This window comes from Pseudomonas sp. Root71, from assembly GCF_001429045.1.
Classification (GTDB): Bacteria; Pseudomonadota; Gammaproteobacteria; order Pseudomonadales; family Pseudomonadaceae; genus Aquipseudomonas; species Aquipseudomonas monachiensis.
In genome coordinates this window covers 1-14120 of sequence record NZ_LMHY01000018.1, presented here as the reverse complement: position 1 = coordinate 14120, position 14120 = coordinate 1, and the positions used below count along the sequence as shown (strand labels likewise).

At 56.1% G+C, this 14120-nt stretch carries 13 protein-coding genes and 1 pseudogene; 7 read left to right on the top strand and 7 right to left on the bottom strand.

Features of this window, described 5'->3' with window-relative positions:
- The 4 genes and pseudogenes from ASD95_RS13720 to ASD95_RS13705 all read right to left on the bottom strand — a co-directional run.
- A pseudogene (locus tag ASD95_RS13720) lies at positions 1 to 222 on the bottom strand (sulfatase-like hydrolase/transferase); the annotation flags it as partial.
- 308 nt (positions 223 to 530) lie between these two features.
- Positions 531 to 980 carry a hypothetical protein gene (locus ASD95_RS13715; RefSeq protein ID WP_056725143.1) on the bottom strand — a complete coding sequence of 150 codons (450 nt, stop codon included), beginning with the start codon at positions 978 to 980 and terminating at the stop codon, positions 531 to 533.
- Between the two features lie 176 nt (positions 981 to 1156).
- On the bottom strand, positions 1157 to 1861 hold the full coding sequence (locus ASD95_RS13710) for a MarC family protein (protein ID WP_223542444.1): 705 nt from the start codon (positions 1859 to 1861) through the stop codon (positions 1157 to 1159).
- Between the two features lie 211 nt (positions 1862 to 2072).
- On the bottom strand, positions 2073 to 2462 hold the full coding sequence (locus tag ASD95_RS13705) for a MerR family transcriptional regulator (RefSeq protein WP_056725146.1): 390 nt from the start codon (positions 2460 to 2462) through the stop codon (positions 2073 to 2075).
- A gap of 74 nt (positions 2463 to 2536) precedes the next feature.
- On the opposite strand from ASD95_RS13705, the gene ASD95_RS13700 reads away from it, so the two are divergent.
- Positions 2537 to 3616, top strand: a complete 1080-nt coding sequence (locus tag ASD95_RS13700) for an SDR family oxidoreductase (RefSeq protein ID WP_056725148.1) — start codon at positions 2537 to 2539, stop codon at positions 3614 to 3616.
- Positions 3617 to 3785: 169 nt separating this feature from the next.
- On the top strand, positions 3786 to 4685 hold the full coding sequence (locus tag ASD95_RS13695) for a DMT family transporter (RefSeq protein ID WP_056725150.1): 900 nt from the start codon (positions 3786 to 3788) through the stop codon (positions 4683 to 4685).
- 368 nt (positions 4686 to 5053) lie between these two features.
- On the opposite strand, the gene ASD95_RS13690 is transcribed toward ASD95_RS13695, so the two are convergent.
- Positions 5054 to 5392, bottom strand: coding sequence for a hypothetical protein (locus ASD95_RS13690; RefSeq protein WP_056725152.1), 339 nt, complete (start codon positions 5390 to 5392; stop codon positions 5054 to 5056).
- 372 nt (positions 5393 to 5764) lie between these two features.
- On the opposite strand from ASD95_RS13690, the gene ASD95_RS13685 reads away from it, so the two are divergent.
- Together ASD95_RS13685 and ASD95_RS13680 are read left to right on the top strand one after the other, a co-directional pair.
- Positions 5765 to 7540 carry an S-type pyocin domain-containing protein gene (locus ASD95_RS13685; protein ID WP_056725154.1) on the top strand — a complete coding sequence of 592 codons (1776 nt, stop codon included), beginning with the start codon at positions 5765 to 5767 and terminating at the stop codon, positions 7538 to 7540.
- A complete protein-coding gene (locus tag ASD95_RS13680; RefSeq protein ID WP_056725156.1) occupies positions 7537 to 7809 on the top strand; it encodes a hypothetical protein in 273 nt (90 codons plus the stop codon). Before ASD95_RS13685 ends, ASD95_RS13680 begins: the two co-directional genes overlap by 4 nt.
- Before the next feature lie 256 nt (positions 7810 to 8065).
- On the opposite strand, the gene ASD95_RS13675 is transcribed toward ASD95_RS13680, so the two are convergent.
- Positions 8066 to 8338, bottom strand: coding sequence for a hypothetical protein (locus tag ASD95_RS13675; protein WP_056725158.1), 273 nt, complete (start codon positions 8336 to 8338; stop codon positions 8066 to 8068).
- Positions 8339 to 8634: 296 nt separating this feature from the next.
- Between ASD95_RS13675 and ASD95_RS13670 the strand changes: the two genes are divergently transcribed.
- From ASD95_RS13670 to ASD95_RS13660, 3 genes are all read left to right on the top strand, one after another.
- Positions 8635 to 9993, top strand: a complete 1359-nt coding sequence (locus ASD95_RS13670) for an MATE family efflux transporter (RefSeq protein ID WP_056725160.1) — start codon at positions 8635 to 8637, stop codon at positions 9991 to 9993.
- A 109-nt stretch (positions 9994 to 10102) separates the two neighbouring features.
- Positions 10103 to 10807 carry a phosphoribosyltransferase gene (locus ASD95_RS13665; protein ID WP_056725162.1) on the top strand — a complete coding sequence of 235 codons (705 nt, stop codon included), beginning with the start codon at positions 10103 to 10105 and terminating at the stop codon, positions 10805 to 10807.
- 86 nt (positions 10808 to 10893) lie between these two features.
- Positions 10894 to 11463, top strand: a complete 570-nt coding sequence (locus tag ASD95_RS13660; RefSeq protein ID WP_056725163.1) for a YceI family protein — start codon at positions 10894 to 10896, stop codon at positions 11461 to 11463.
- Between the two features lie 209 nt (positions 11464 to 11672).
- On the opposite strand, the gene ASD95_RS13655 is transcribed toward ASD95_RS13660, so the two are convergent.
- Positions 11673 to 14120 (bottom strand): Ig-like domain-containing protein (locus tag ASD95_RS13655; RefSeq protein WP_056725165.1); only part of this gene is annotated, 2448 nt, incomplete at its 5' end.

Below are 14120 nucleotides of genomic sequence, written 5' to 3'. Positions count from 1 at the left end.
ATAAAAGGTCGTACCTTCTTGTGCCAGTTGGTCGATGCTGGGGGTTGGCATGCCACGGCCGACACCACCACCGTACGGCCCCAGATCGCCGTAGCCGGTGTCATCGGAGACAATGAACAGGATGTTCGTCTTCTCCGTCTGGGCGGCTTGGGCAACCCCATTCAATGACAAAAGTGCAGCAAACACGATAGAAAGCCTAAAACGATCCGACAACTTTTCCATACCAATATTCCTTGTTTTTTCATGGTGTCAGCAACCGGGTGATGAGTGCACCTCAATATTGTCCTTTGGTGCATTGACCATCGAGTAATTAGCCTAGGTACTGCATACAGAATCATTTCCTACTTTTTGCATGACTACGCACGGATTAAGGCCCACGGCAGAGTCTAGTGCGGATTCGGAAGTTGAACGTGGCAACTGCGATTTTTTAGAGGGCCATGTCACAACTATTATTTGATCGCGCAGTCGGGCCGCCCATGCCTAATGGTATTCAGCCTAAAGTTCTCGACTCACCAATCACTGTGGCCGTTTCACCGAGTTGCTTGCGCAATATCGCCGCAGAAAATATCGCTATTGCCATCCTCGGGTGCCGTACGTACGACGATGGAGTACGTGCCGGCAAGCAGGTCTTTCATGGCTATGGGCGCGCTTCGGTAGAAGGTCCAACCGTTGGTTCCAGCGGTGCTTTTGGTATTGACCTTATCGTTCATGGCGAAGGCGACAGCCCCGGGTTGTTGGCAGCTACCTTTATGGATGAACGTGTACAGGCGAGGGGGCAGCAGGGTTCCGGTTGGAACGCCTGTGATGTCGAAGTCAAAATTGGTTTGATTGCCGACACTGGTCAACGTGGTGCTGGCGATCTGGCCAGGATTATTGTGGGTAGCCGCCAAAGGAAGGTTCATCGAATGGTTCGATGAACTGCTGCAGCCGAAGAGACTTGCCATGATCAGTAGCGCTGGCAGGGCAGTACTGGGTTTCATTGACACCTCCAATAGTGGAAGAAGTGCATAGGGGAATATTGGGTATAGCTCATTAATACGCTATGGTTTGCTTGAAAAAGTCAGTCTTTATCAACTAAGCAGTGCGAGTTCATGGCGGGGGGGTATTTCACTCATATCGATCGGATCGGCATACAGCTGAAATAAAATCAAAAGCCCTACTTTGTTACCCCGTTGAGCAGGACTCCGTACGACTGGAGAAACTCCACCGTGCCGTGGAAGATCAGGCCCACGCCCATTGCCGAAACGAAGAAGCCGACAATGCGTGTCGCCGCGTCAATGCCTTGCGGACCAATCTTTTTGAGGATGTCATTGGCGTAAGCCAGAGACAGGTAGGTGGTAAACATGGTGGCGAAGATCGCCAATGCTACTACCGCGAAGGACAGTATGGCGCGGTCGGAATCCTTGATGGTACTGGTCAGGCCGATCACCGTGGCAATGGCGCCAGGGCCGAACATGATCGGCATGGCCATGGGAATGAAGGATACGTCCTGGTTACCCTTGCTACTGCCTGGAATCAGGCTGCTGTTTGGCGAGGGGGCGAAAAGCTCGAAGCCGATACGCATGAGGATCACCCCGCCGACCACCCGGATCATACTCAGGGGAACCTCGAACAGACGCAGCAGCAGGTTGCCGAAGATCAGAAAGAAAAACATCAGCGCCAGCGCGTAAAGGCAGGCCTTGCGTGCCACCTGGCGCCGCTCGGCGGCGTCTTTGTCTTGCAGCAGGCCCAAGAATACCGGAATGGCCTCAAGTGGATTGATGATTGCCAAAAGGGTGGTGAACATGCCGAAGAACAGAGTGGCGTACGTGTTCATGGATGATCTGCCCAGAGCGTGGTTTACCAAGTCACCATAGCTCATCAGTAGCAATTCGCCTCAAGTCATTGCCGCAGAAAATCAGGGGGCGGGAATGACGGTTTATAGAGAAGCGTGAAACATTGAAATGGAGGCAGGACCGAGCGATAGGTGGTGCTGATCATGCTCAATGGAAAACCCACTAATAGAAAATGCGTAAGCGATGGGCTTGAAACTGGAGGCAGGCTGCAGCTTCCGTTTCCCAGATGCTGACAGTTCAGTTGGAAGAGTTGCTCAGTTGCTGAAGCTCAAGTTGCTTGGCAGCACTGGCTTCGAGGGTTGCACGCTCTTCATCCAGATACCGATAAATGCTTTGGAGGTTGGCGATTTTCTGTTTGATTTCTGCCATCTTCTTTTCAATTAGCTTCGCGCCGTCAGCACAATCGATCAGCTTGTTCCGCTGCGCATCCAGAATCTCGCCTATTTCCCCCAGGGAAAACCCCATGCTTTGCGCGCGCTGGATAAAGTCCAGATCCTGCAGAGTTTGCACTGTGTAAACGCGATAGTTGTTAGTTTGCCGCAGCGGTGAGATCAGGCCGATTTGCTCGTAGTAACGGAGCGTATGGCGGCTGGCGCCGCTGCGGGCCTCGAGTTCGCCGATTTTCATTAAAACACCGCTTGACTATAGAGTTGGGTCGATAGTTTACGCTTGATTTTTCACCTTAAACAAGGAGCAGGGAAATGAGCGTGGAGTGCTTTGTCACGGGGGGTACCGGCTTCGTCGGTCAACATTTGGTGGCGTGCCTGAGTGCAAAAGGTCACACCATTCGGGTGTTGATGCGTTGCCCAGAGCGACTAGCTGCACTGCGCGAGCAAGTCGATAATTTGGGAGGGTGCGCAACCCGGGTATTTGCCGTAGCTGGCGATCTGGAACGGGACAACCTCGGGCTGAGTCTTGCTGACCGAGAAGTGCTAAGGCACGCCAGAGTCATATTCCACCTGGGCGCCCACTTCGCATGGGGGCTTTCAGTGGAGCATTCTCGTGCGGTGAATGTGGAAGGGGCAAAGCGCGTGGCGCTGTTGGCGGCTGAGCAAAAAAGCCGTTTAGTGATGATCGGCGGCTACATGCTGAAAAATCATGAACATCTGCAACGCATCGGAATTGATCCTCGTCATCCGCAGTTGACGAATTGGCCTGCCGTCTACCGACATGTCGGTGGTTACGAGGGAAGCAAGCTGGAGGCGCATTTTGCGACCCTGGAGGTCATGGCCGCCAAGGGCGGGGAGATTACCGTTGTCCACCCTGCGACTGTCTGTGGTCATAGCCGCACGGGGCATATCCTTGACGGTCAGCCGCTGGTGGAGCTGATACGCAACCTTGTGCAGGGAAAGCTGACTGCAGTGCCCGGTACCGCCGAGCACTGGCTGCCACTGGTCACCGTGGATTACCTGGTTGAACTGGTGGCAGTTTGTGCTTTTGATCCTGCCATGGTGGGCCAGGAACTGCTGGCGCTTGATGACCAAACTCCAAACTTGCGAGAACTCCTGATACAGGTGGCACACCCTTTGGGCTTAAAGTCTCCCAAGCATCACATTTCACTCCGATTGCTGAAGTTGCTACTGAGTATTCCTCCCGTCGCGTGGTTTTTGAATACAAAACCCGAAGCCTTGGACTTTATCCAGACCACTCGTTTTGATACAGCGGCGGTCGAGCAATTTGCCAACAGGCATGGAATAGCCAAACCGGATATACGTCAGTCTTTGCAGCACACTGCAACGTTCGTCAACTCATATTGCATAGGCAAGGGCCAGACCCTCTGACTTCTCCCTTGGCGGCGATAAGAAGGCGAATAGCATCCTACTGGGCGATCCAGTGCTTATGCCACAATAAATACTGGGGTTGGTGAGATCTTCGTATCTTCAAACTTTGCGCCGTCGATACAGGGCGGCATTCTATCGAACGACACTTCAGCGACAGGGATCGTCATCCATGCAATCTACTTTCAGCAAAGGCGTCATATTTGCACTCTCCGCTGCGGCACTGAACGCAACGATCGGTGTACTCAGCAAAATACTCATGAGTAATGGTTTCACCGCTAGCAGTGTCGCTGTCATCAAGACCGTACTGGGTTGCGTGCTTCTCTCGATCCTGTTGTTTTTCCTCAAGCGCCCGGCGGCGTCGACCAAATGGACTCAGGCGGCTATCTGCGCATTCCTTGGCATCTTTGTGCTGTTCCATTTCGAAACGTCCGCCTATCGACACTACGCTGCGGCAGGTGTGGTGGTGGTACTGATGGCCAGTGCCTCAATTTCCTCGATCATTCTGGGGCGTATTTTCCTCAAGGATGCCATCACCGCGAACGCTACCGTTGGTGCTGCACTGGCTATCGCCGGGATCTCGGTGATCTTCGGCGGCGACCTGCAGCAGGGCTTTACCCTGCAAGGTGCTGCACTCGCCTCCATGGCCGGCTCCGGCTATGGGGCCTTTTCGGTTGCCATGAAGCGTATGGGAGTGTCGGGGGGGCTGCACTTCACCCGACAATTGTTGTTCTTTGGCAGCCTGTACTTGCTGATGCCGGCTGCGGCCGATGGTTTTGCGATGGGCGAGCTGTCGCCGCTGGCGATCGCCGCGCTGCTGGCGCTGGCCACGCTGCCGACAATCCTGGGCTTCTTCTGCACCACCAAGGCCATCGAGTATCTCAAGCCATCCCAAGTGCAAGCGTTGGAGCTGACCGAGCCACTGTTCGCCGCGCTGCTGGCGTTTGTGGCGCTCAACGAAATACCGCGCGAAAGCCTGTACGCGGGAGCGGCACTGATCATCGTCGGCCTGTGTTTCTCCAATGAACTAATCCGCTTGGGTAGCAAAGCATCCGTCCCTTCGACCGAGTGAGCAATTTTCGGATCCTGATTACTTTAGCAATCAGTGGTTTTTAAGTGTTTTGAGCGACCGACCGCTTCTGGCCCACAGTGTGTAAAAGCGGTTTTCAGCGCGACTGGTGTCCCAAGTAGAACTGAAAATCGCGTTTCTACGCAAAATCCAGGTCTGCCAAACAGCCGATAAATCTCAGATTTGGCATAGAGGCTCAGACTTCAATTTTGGCTCATTGTTTTTACACACTCTGGGCCGTTCTCTGCCGGTCATGACAGGCTGTTTCTGGCCAGTTGTTGCCTGCCCCGAAGGCCTGAAAACGACCCGGTGCCATCATTGGAAGTGCTTGGTATTACGACTCTGGCACACGCCAAGCCGGCATCATTCCCTCACCACAACCGTGCCTCTGCTTCGTCATATTTACTGGCGACTTTCAAAAAGGTTTCCGCCCACCCACTACTGAGGCTGAGCTCTTGCAGCGGACCTGTTGGCGCAAAAAGTACAGCAAAGTGGGTTCTTCCGGGCAGCACCCCAGCTCTAAGCGACTTGATCAATCCCTCCAGCTCTGCTTTTGCTTCATCGCTGTCAGCCCAAAAACACCAGCAGAAGTCATTCTCAGGAAGCGAAATCAATTCGAGGGATGCCTCCAGCACATGGATGAGGAGCTCAAGAGGATTGTTGTGTTGAGTTGATCCACGGACTAACTGCTTTGTACGGTTCATCTCCATAAGGCATCCAAGCGTCAAACCGACGGAAAAAAGATAAAACCTGGCGCGCTTCTCTAGGATCGGGCCTCAGAACAAGTAAACCACTTTTCTCGTCAGACAAAAAAACGGGCACCTTTGATGCCCGTTTTCCTTTACTCAGAAGCCTGCGCCCGTAACCGCCGCCCAATCACATCTATCAAGTCACAACACATCGTGTAACGGAATGGCCAACTGTGAGGATTTTGCTGGAAGCCGCAGAGGTTGTTTGGGCCTAATGCTATTTTTCGCGCGATGCATACAGTAAATATTGAAGTATTGAAATTGCTACGTTGTTGCGGCATAACTTTTGTTCTGTCTATTTAATGGAATTAATATTGTTGCATGGAGTGCTATATGCAAAAACCAGTTACTCATTATTCATCTTCAATAACGTCTGGGTCTCTGCCGGTTCAAGCTGCGCAAGCCTCAGTTTTTCCTTCAAGCTTCGATAGTATTTTGTTTTGGGATGGGAATGTCCCGGCGGTTACTACGCCGCATAGTATTGAGGGCGTCAAAAAAACCAGAAACGAATACCAACAATTAGTGGCGATATTTCTTTCGGCGCACGATCAGATAACGAATGTTTTTTCGGGTGGTGCACCGAATATTCGAGATTATCTAGAGAAGCGCATAGCCGCAGGCATTGACTCCCAAGAGTTAAATGCGCTGGAAGCTGCCTTAAAAAAGAAAGTGATCATCGTTGAGCTTTTGCAAAGGGTCACAATGCACGGAAGTTGGAACGATGCAATATTGCATATTGGCGTGGACGCATTGTCGCTAGACAGAGAAACAATTGCCGAGTTTTTTGCAAGTGATGTGGAGTCAGACAGAGATGATGAAGTACGACTAAGTTTTTATGAAGAATTCCTGTTGTCGCTAACTGCCGCCTACGTTAAACGAATCCTTATCGAGGCCGTTCGCATTTTGGAGGACGCTTCCGCAACTGCAGACGCTGAAATCCATCGCGCCTTGGCAAGGGGCGAAGTCGCCTACACCTACAGGTTGCCCATTGGTCATGGCGAAGAGGCAGGAACCGTGGCGGGTGCCATTGCCATCCATTTCGCCGACGGTTGGACCTTCGGGGCGCGAATCCAGGGAGGCATTAGGTTATTGGCAGGGTTGGGGGAAGCACTAATCAGTCGGGCCACTGCTGTTGGGATCGGAGCCTTGTTCTATTCACCTGCTCTTGCTAACGGCGAACGCTTTCCTCAAACAGCTCTCAAACTACCCGGTACCACTTTTTTACCAAAGCTGCCGTCAAACCTGAATGAAATCGCCGCTGCCGAAGGAACCATTGACCTTCCTTATCGGATTTATGGCGACCTTAACCAATACACACTCGTTGCAACCCCGGCTGGAGGGAGCGTCTCGGAAAAAGTGCCAGTACGAGCATTGGCATTCGATCCAACGACCAGCAGCTACAGTTTCACGTCAAACGATACACCGCCCATTATCCTCAGTTTTCCAATTATTCACTTGGGAAACGGCTCGACAACTTCGCCCGCCCGACCTGCACAAGTACCGACTTACACTGGAGTTACGCTGTCGCCATTGCTTGTGCAGCCTGAAACCTTGCCCGCGGTCGAATTGCCTGATTTCAGGGATTGCATTTACTGCTTTCCGATTGAAAGCGGTCTACCGCCAATCTACGTTGTGTTTAATAGTCCTTATGAAGGAGCAACCACAAGGGGAAAATACAGCGGTCGACTTTTCAATCCCGCCAAAGCCGGGGGGCCAATACTCGATCTCGATTGGACAAGTGCTTCCGTGATCCAGGCGGGTATTGACCTGGTAAAATTACATACTGGACGCTTTGGTCCTTCGGACGCCAATGCCATTATGATTTTTCGCTTGAAAAAAATTCTGCTGGGTGAATTGGTAATCACAGATGCTGACAAACGCTTCTATACTCATGAACTCAGAGAGCTGGAACGTTTCAGAGCATTAGGTGTGGTTGACGGTGTAAACCCGAATGACGACGGTGTTATTTGGAACAATACTCACGCCGCGACGCTGGAAGACTACAAGCTAAAAGATGATTTTGAATTACTCTACACGCCCGAGGCTATAGAGGCAGACAACAAACAAACGGACAGAGAGTCCAAGCAAATTGGAGGAATAAAACGATGAACGTCATAAAAAACATCGTACTAAACGAGAAGCCTGAAGAGGTAATTCTATTTCTTACCAAAAATGAATTGGGCATCTCCTTTCCTCGGCTTGATGGCCTTTATAATCGGGCTAACTGGGCGCATGTGGAGAACAACATAGGGCTATTGAACCTTGTCAAGAAAATGTGTGATGCCGGTTTTATAAAAAATAATGGGTGCATAGTAGTGAGAGGACCCAACTGGAGAGAGCCGGCATTCATGCTCGAAGGCAAATATACCTTTGACTGACAGCACCAAGTACCTGAGCGCAGGTGCCAGAGAGCGGTGACCGTAGCCATCATTTCGTGGCCGTCCAGTTCCCTTGTCCAGTCGTTTAAATCATCGAAGGCTTCCCAGGTTGAGCCGCTGCCGCAGCGGCTCTTCTCTTTGTTACGGGCATATTGAGTATCTTCGCCTGATCGGTTTTTCGCAGCCTCGAATCAAGCTGAGGAGCAACCTCTTTCTGGAGTAGCAATAAAACGGGCGCGAGAGCACCCGTTTTTCTTTACTCCGCCGCCTGCGCCCGCAACCGCCGCCCAATCACATCCATCAAATCACACCCATCGCGCAACGGAATGACCAGCAGCTTGGCAAAGTCCTCCAGCACTACAGTGTCGCAACCGAGTTCAGATCGGTAGGCAATGTTTTCCAGCACCTGCGTGACCGTACGGATACGGTAATCCGCCATGGCTTGCAGGACGTCGAGTGGCGCTTGGGTGTCGATGAGCAGGGAAGCCGGAACCAGGTCGATTCCGGTGAGAGGCATATATCGATTCATTTTGAATGATCTCTTTTAGATGGGCTCAAGGCCGTCAGTCGGTCATTCTCTGTTGTCAGGTCGCCAAACCCGAATCGCCATCTGGGCGACGGCGCCGACTATAAGCCGTATAAGATCAGCGCGGGAAGGTGAGACATTCCGAGCTTTATGTAGGACCCGCGACGATGAAACTTCAGACCTTTCACCTCAGGTCGCTGGAAATATAAACACAGACCTGAGATGTTCACGGCCCCTTGGATTCAGCCACCCACGCTATCCTTACTCATTGCTCTCGCCGTCGAAATGGACCTTCCCGAATGCAAACCCCGAACCCCCAACGCCCCCTCTGGAAAACCTACCTGTTTTTCCTCGCCCCGATGGTCCTGTCGAACTTCCTGCAATCCATGTCCGGCACGGTCAACAGCATCTACATCGGCCAGATGCTCGGCACCCAGGCCCTGGCGGCGGTGTCGGGCATGTTCCCCATCGTGTTTTTCTTCATCGCCCTGGTGATCGGCCTCGGTGCGGGTGCGGGGGTGTTGATCGGGCAGGCGTGGGGGGCGCGGGAGACGCATCTGGTGAAGGCGATTGCCGGGGCGACCTTGTTGCTGGGGGTGTTGATCGGGTTGGTGGCGGCGGTGGTGGGGAGTGTATTTGCGCGGTCGGCGTTGGTGGGGTTGGGGACGCCGGCCGATGTGCTGGACGATGCGGTGGCGTATGCCCATGTGATGTTGTGGATCATGCCGTCGCTGTTGGTGTTTGTGTTGTTCACCCAGTTGCTGCGCGGGGTGAGCGATACCTTGTCGCCGTTGCTGGCGCTGGTGGTGTCCACCTGTGTCGGGCTGGCGCTGACGCCGGCGTTGATTCGCGGGTGGTTGGGTTTTGCGCCGATGGGGATTCAGAGTGCGGCGATTGCCGGGCTGGTGGGTAACCTGGTGGCGATGGGGCTGCTGGCGTGGCGCTTGCTTGGCAAGGGCCATCCGCTGGCGCCGGACCGTGAGTTCTTCGCGGCGATGAAGCTGGACATGGCGATTCTCGGCAAGGTGCTACGCATCGGTTTGCCCACCGGGTTGCAGATGGTGGTGTTGTCGCTGTCGGAGCTGGTGATTCTGGCGCTGGTGAACCAGCACGGGTCCCAGGCGACGGCGGCGTATGGCGCGGTGACGCAGATCGTCAATTACGTGCAGTTCCCGGCGCTGTCGATTGCGATCACAGCGTCGATCCTTGGAGCGCAGGCGATTGGGGCGGGGCGCATTGAGCGTATCGGGCCGATTTTGAAGACGGGACTGATGATCAACGTGTGTTTGACCGGTGGCCTGGTGGTGCTCGGGTACTTGTTGTCGAGCTGGTTGCTGGCGTCGTTCCTCACCGAAGAGGCGACGCTCAACATGGCTGAGCACCTGTTGCACATCATGCTCTGGAGCCTGTTGGTGTTTGGTTTCCAGGCGATCATCGGCGGCATCATGCGCGCTAGCGGCACGGTGATGGTGCCGGTGGCGATTTCCATTGTGTGCGTGGTGGGTGTGCAGTTGCCGGCGGCGTATCTGCTGGATGCGAAGTTCGGGCTGCAAGGGGTGTGGATGGCGTTTCCGGTGGCGTATCTGGGAATGCTGGTGTTGCAGACGCTGTATTACAAACTGGTGTGGCAGCATCAGAAGATTGAGCGGTTGGTATAGGCGGGAGCGAGCTTGCTCGCGCTGCGTAGCCCAGCGGGAGCAAGCTCGCTCGCCACAAAAGGCAGGTATGGCTGAAGTTCGCAGGCGCAATCGCCTGGGGAGGTTTCAAATGAGCCCCTTGTCCCATTCCATCCTGCAAGACCGCCCGGCAGCCGGGCGGCGTTTGATTGAACCGTTGCTGCCTTACGCCAATCGTTCCGACGTCATCGTTCTGGCCTTGCCCCGTGGCGGCGTGCCGGTGGCTTATGAGGTGGCCACGGCGCTGAAGGTTCGCCTGGACCTGATGCTGGTGCGCAAGCTCGGCGTGCCGTCCCACCCGGAGTACGCCATGGGCGCGATTGCCAGCGGCGGTATCCAGATTCGTAATGAAGAAGCGCTGCGGGTGCATCCGATTGCCAAGGCTGCATTCGACGCCGTGGTCGAACGGGAAAGCCGCGAGCTATTGCGCCGCGAGCAGGTCTATCGGGGCAAGCGGCCGGCGGTGCAGCTCAAGGATCAGGTGGTGATCCTGATCGACGACGGCCTGGCCACCGGCGCCTCGATGATGGCGGCGATCCAGGCGCTGCGGGCGCAGGCGCCATCGCGCATCGTGGTGGCGGTGCCGGTGGCGCCGATCGAAACGGTGCAGGCGTTGCGCAGCGAGGTGGATGAGTTGATCTGCCCGCTGATGCCCGAGTGGTTCACCTCGATTGGCCATTGGTACATGGACTTTGCCCAGACCTCGGATGCCGAGGTGATCGACCTGTTGCACAGGGCATGGCAACGCGGGGAGTGCGGGGCAGGTGGTGGTAAATCAACGGGTGAGGTGGAATAAACGCCGGTTGTTTGCTTTAGTCCATCTGGTGCCACCCGACCTGTGCGGCACGCCAACTCAAGACGGGAACCCTCCCGGAGAGTGCCATGAATCTTCGATCCGCGCATTGCGTCGCTCTGGCCGGCATGTTGGTGTTCGGCCTGGTGCCGTTTGCGCAAGCCGTGGAGTACAAGGATGTGAACGCCAGGGCCAGCACCTTGAGCTTCACCTATGTGCAGATGGGGTCGAAAGCCTACGGCACCTTTGGTAAGTTCAAGGCCAAACTCGACTTCGATACCGATAACCCCGGCGCCGCCCATGCCGTGCTGACCATCGACCTGAAAAGCATCGATGCCGGCAGCAGCGACGCCAACACCGAGCTGCAAAAGCCGGCGTGGTTCGACACCGCGACTTATCCGGTGGCGACCTTCGAGTCGACCTCCATCAAGGCCCAGGGCAATAACCGCTACACCATCACCGGCACGCTTTCCCTGCGGGGGCTCACTCGGGAAGTGAGTGTACCGGTGCTGCTGAAATCGCAGAGCGCCATCGGTATCTTCGAGGGCCAACTGGTGCTCAAGCGTGACGACTTCAAGATAGGTGAGGGCGAGTGGGCGGACAGTGTGGTGTCCAACGAGATCAATATCCGCTTCCGGATGGTGGCGCCGCAGCGGTGAGTCGGGCCGAACGTTAACTTGCGGTCAACGACACTCCTGTTGTGGGAGATTCTATGTTGCCTGACACTGCGCCATCGCGAGCAGGCTCGCTCCCACATTTGATCTTTGGTAAATGCAAAATCTGAGTACGATGCCGATTCAATGGTGGGCGCTGTACAAAGAAAAACGCCCGATCCACATTGCATGGACCGGGCGTCGATCAAACCACTCTAGTTCGCCTTTATCGGCACCGTCACGGTTTTGCCGAAGGCCGACTTGATGGTTGCTGTCGCGCCAGGCGACGGGCCACTGCCGGCGGTGGTCACCGCTATGTTCCAGCGCGCGCCTGTGGCCGTAGGCGTCAGGACGGCGGCGCCAAGGTTCACCGTACCGGTGGTGGTCGTGGCCGTTGCCGTGATGGTATTGCCCGTGCCACGGGAAGTGGTGCCGGACAGGACCCAATACCAGCGGCTGTTGCTGCGGGCGGTGACGGTGGCGCTGGTGACGATCAGACTCTCGTTGATCGCTGCCGAGACCGCCACGGACACCGTCGCCGGTGCCGACTCCGCGTCCTTGGCATCGCTGGCCCTATAGGAAAAGGTCGCGGTGAACGGAGCGGGGATCGTGGCCGGTGGTGTGTAGGTCACGCGCAGGCCATCGGTGCTGACCACGCCCTTGCCGGAGTCCGGTTGCTCCAGGCCCACCACTTTGAGCGGCACGTTCCCGTCAGGGTCGGTGTCGTTGGCCAGGACGTTGATGATCACCGGTTGGCCGGTGTTACTGATGGCGCTGTCGGGGTTAGCGACCGGTTTTTGGTTAGCGGCGTCCTCGACACGGGTATCGCCAGTGCGGAAGGTCGGCAGTGCGGCGGAGTTGACGTAGGTGACGCCGTCCCAGCCGGGCAGGGGGGTTGGCATCAACTGGAACTGGCCAGGGTTCTCGACATCCCAGCGCAGCAGCATGGAGGTGTCCTCGTGCTGGGTATTGTGGCAGTGCTCCATGTAGGTCCCGGCGAATTCCCGGAAGCGGATCGCCATTTCCACGTCCACCGAGCTGTCGATGCCCTCGCCGATGCGATAGACGTCCTTGCGCGCCCATTTTTCCCATTCCGGTGGGGCCTTGCCGTCGCGGTGGAGGACGATGCCTTCTTCGAAGTGCACGTGCACCGGGTGGTTCCAGCCGTTGCCGCCGTTCCTGATTTTCCACACTTCCAGGGTGCCGTCGCCGGAGAAGCCGGCAGCGGTCGGGCCATTGGCCAGTTGCGGAGCGGCGCTGATGATTCGGGGGTCCATCTGGTAGCCCAGACCGCCGTCGGTCTTGATGGTCCAGGGTTCTTCGTCGGTGCCGTCGGAGCGGCCGAAGGTGAACTCGCGATGCCGTGCCAGTTTCAGTCTGGCCTGCACCGTCGGGTCGTCACGGTTGAGGGTCAGCGGCAGCATGGTTTTACCCATCGGCTTGCCCGGTTTGGCGGGTTCGTAGTCGGCGGGGTTCATGCTCACGTCCTGGCCGGCATAAGGCTGGACCACCATCTGCAGGAACTTGCCCACCACCGGGTCGCCGGCGTCCCATTGCAGCCCGTTGCTACCGAGCTTGAGCACCGCCTTGTACTTGCCGGACAGGACATCGGCCAGGCTCAGCGGCAGACTTTCCGGACCCTTGCCGTCGTGGTGCTCCATCAGGTTGACGAAGTACAACTTGTCGCCGGTGCTGATCCCGTTTTTCGCGAAGTTGACGATGATGTCGTAACGCTCGGCGATGCCCATGGTGGGCAGAATGGCGTTGTGGTCCTGCAGGTCGCCGTCAGCGTCCAGGTCCATGCTGCCGTCGAATGGCACGGCGTGTTCCATTAGGTTGCCGTCGTTGGCGATCATGTGGAACGGCACGCGGGTGTAGGACAGGCCGGAACCGACCGGGCCAGGATATTCGCCACCGGTGCCGACGACTTCACGCACCAGCGCGATCCTGAAGTAGCGCGACACCGAGCCATTGAGAATGCGGAAGCGATAGCTGCGTGCCCGCACGTTCAGGCGTGGCTGGTACTGCCAGTTGACCAGGAGTTGATCGCCGAGAAAGCCATCGGTGTTGAACGGGTTGAACCACAGCTGGCCATTGGCGTCCCAGGCCTTGTCGGCCAGCATCAGGTTGACGTCATAGTCGCGGTTGCCCCAGGGCAACGCCGAACCGCTGGGCAGGCGCAGGTTGACGCCGTCTTGCAGTGCTTCGTTGCCACGATCCATGGCGCTGTAGTAATTCATCATCACCGCGTTGCCCTTGTAGACGTTCTGCGCGGTGAAATCGAGCATGTGGTCGTGGAACCAGTGAGTGCTCATGGTTTCGCGCCAGTCGCCACGGATCTTGATGCTGCCGTTGTTGCAGGTCTTGAGGCCCGGCGTGGCATCGTTGACATACAGGGTTTCACCGGGGGCGCAGGGGAACGCCGCGCGCGGATCCTGGGCGCTGGTGTTGATGCTGTCGTAACCGGCCAACTGGATCGGCCAGCGATAGTCGTAGTACTGCCCCGGAAAGAAAAACGCATTGGAATAGCCATCGCTTTCGGCCGGGGAGTGGCCGTTGTGTTCGTGGGTGCTGAGGGTGTGCAGGCCGAAACCCATGTTGGCCGACGGATCGATCGGCAGGGCGTTGTAGTGACGCATCAGCACCGCTTGGCCGTACCGCAC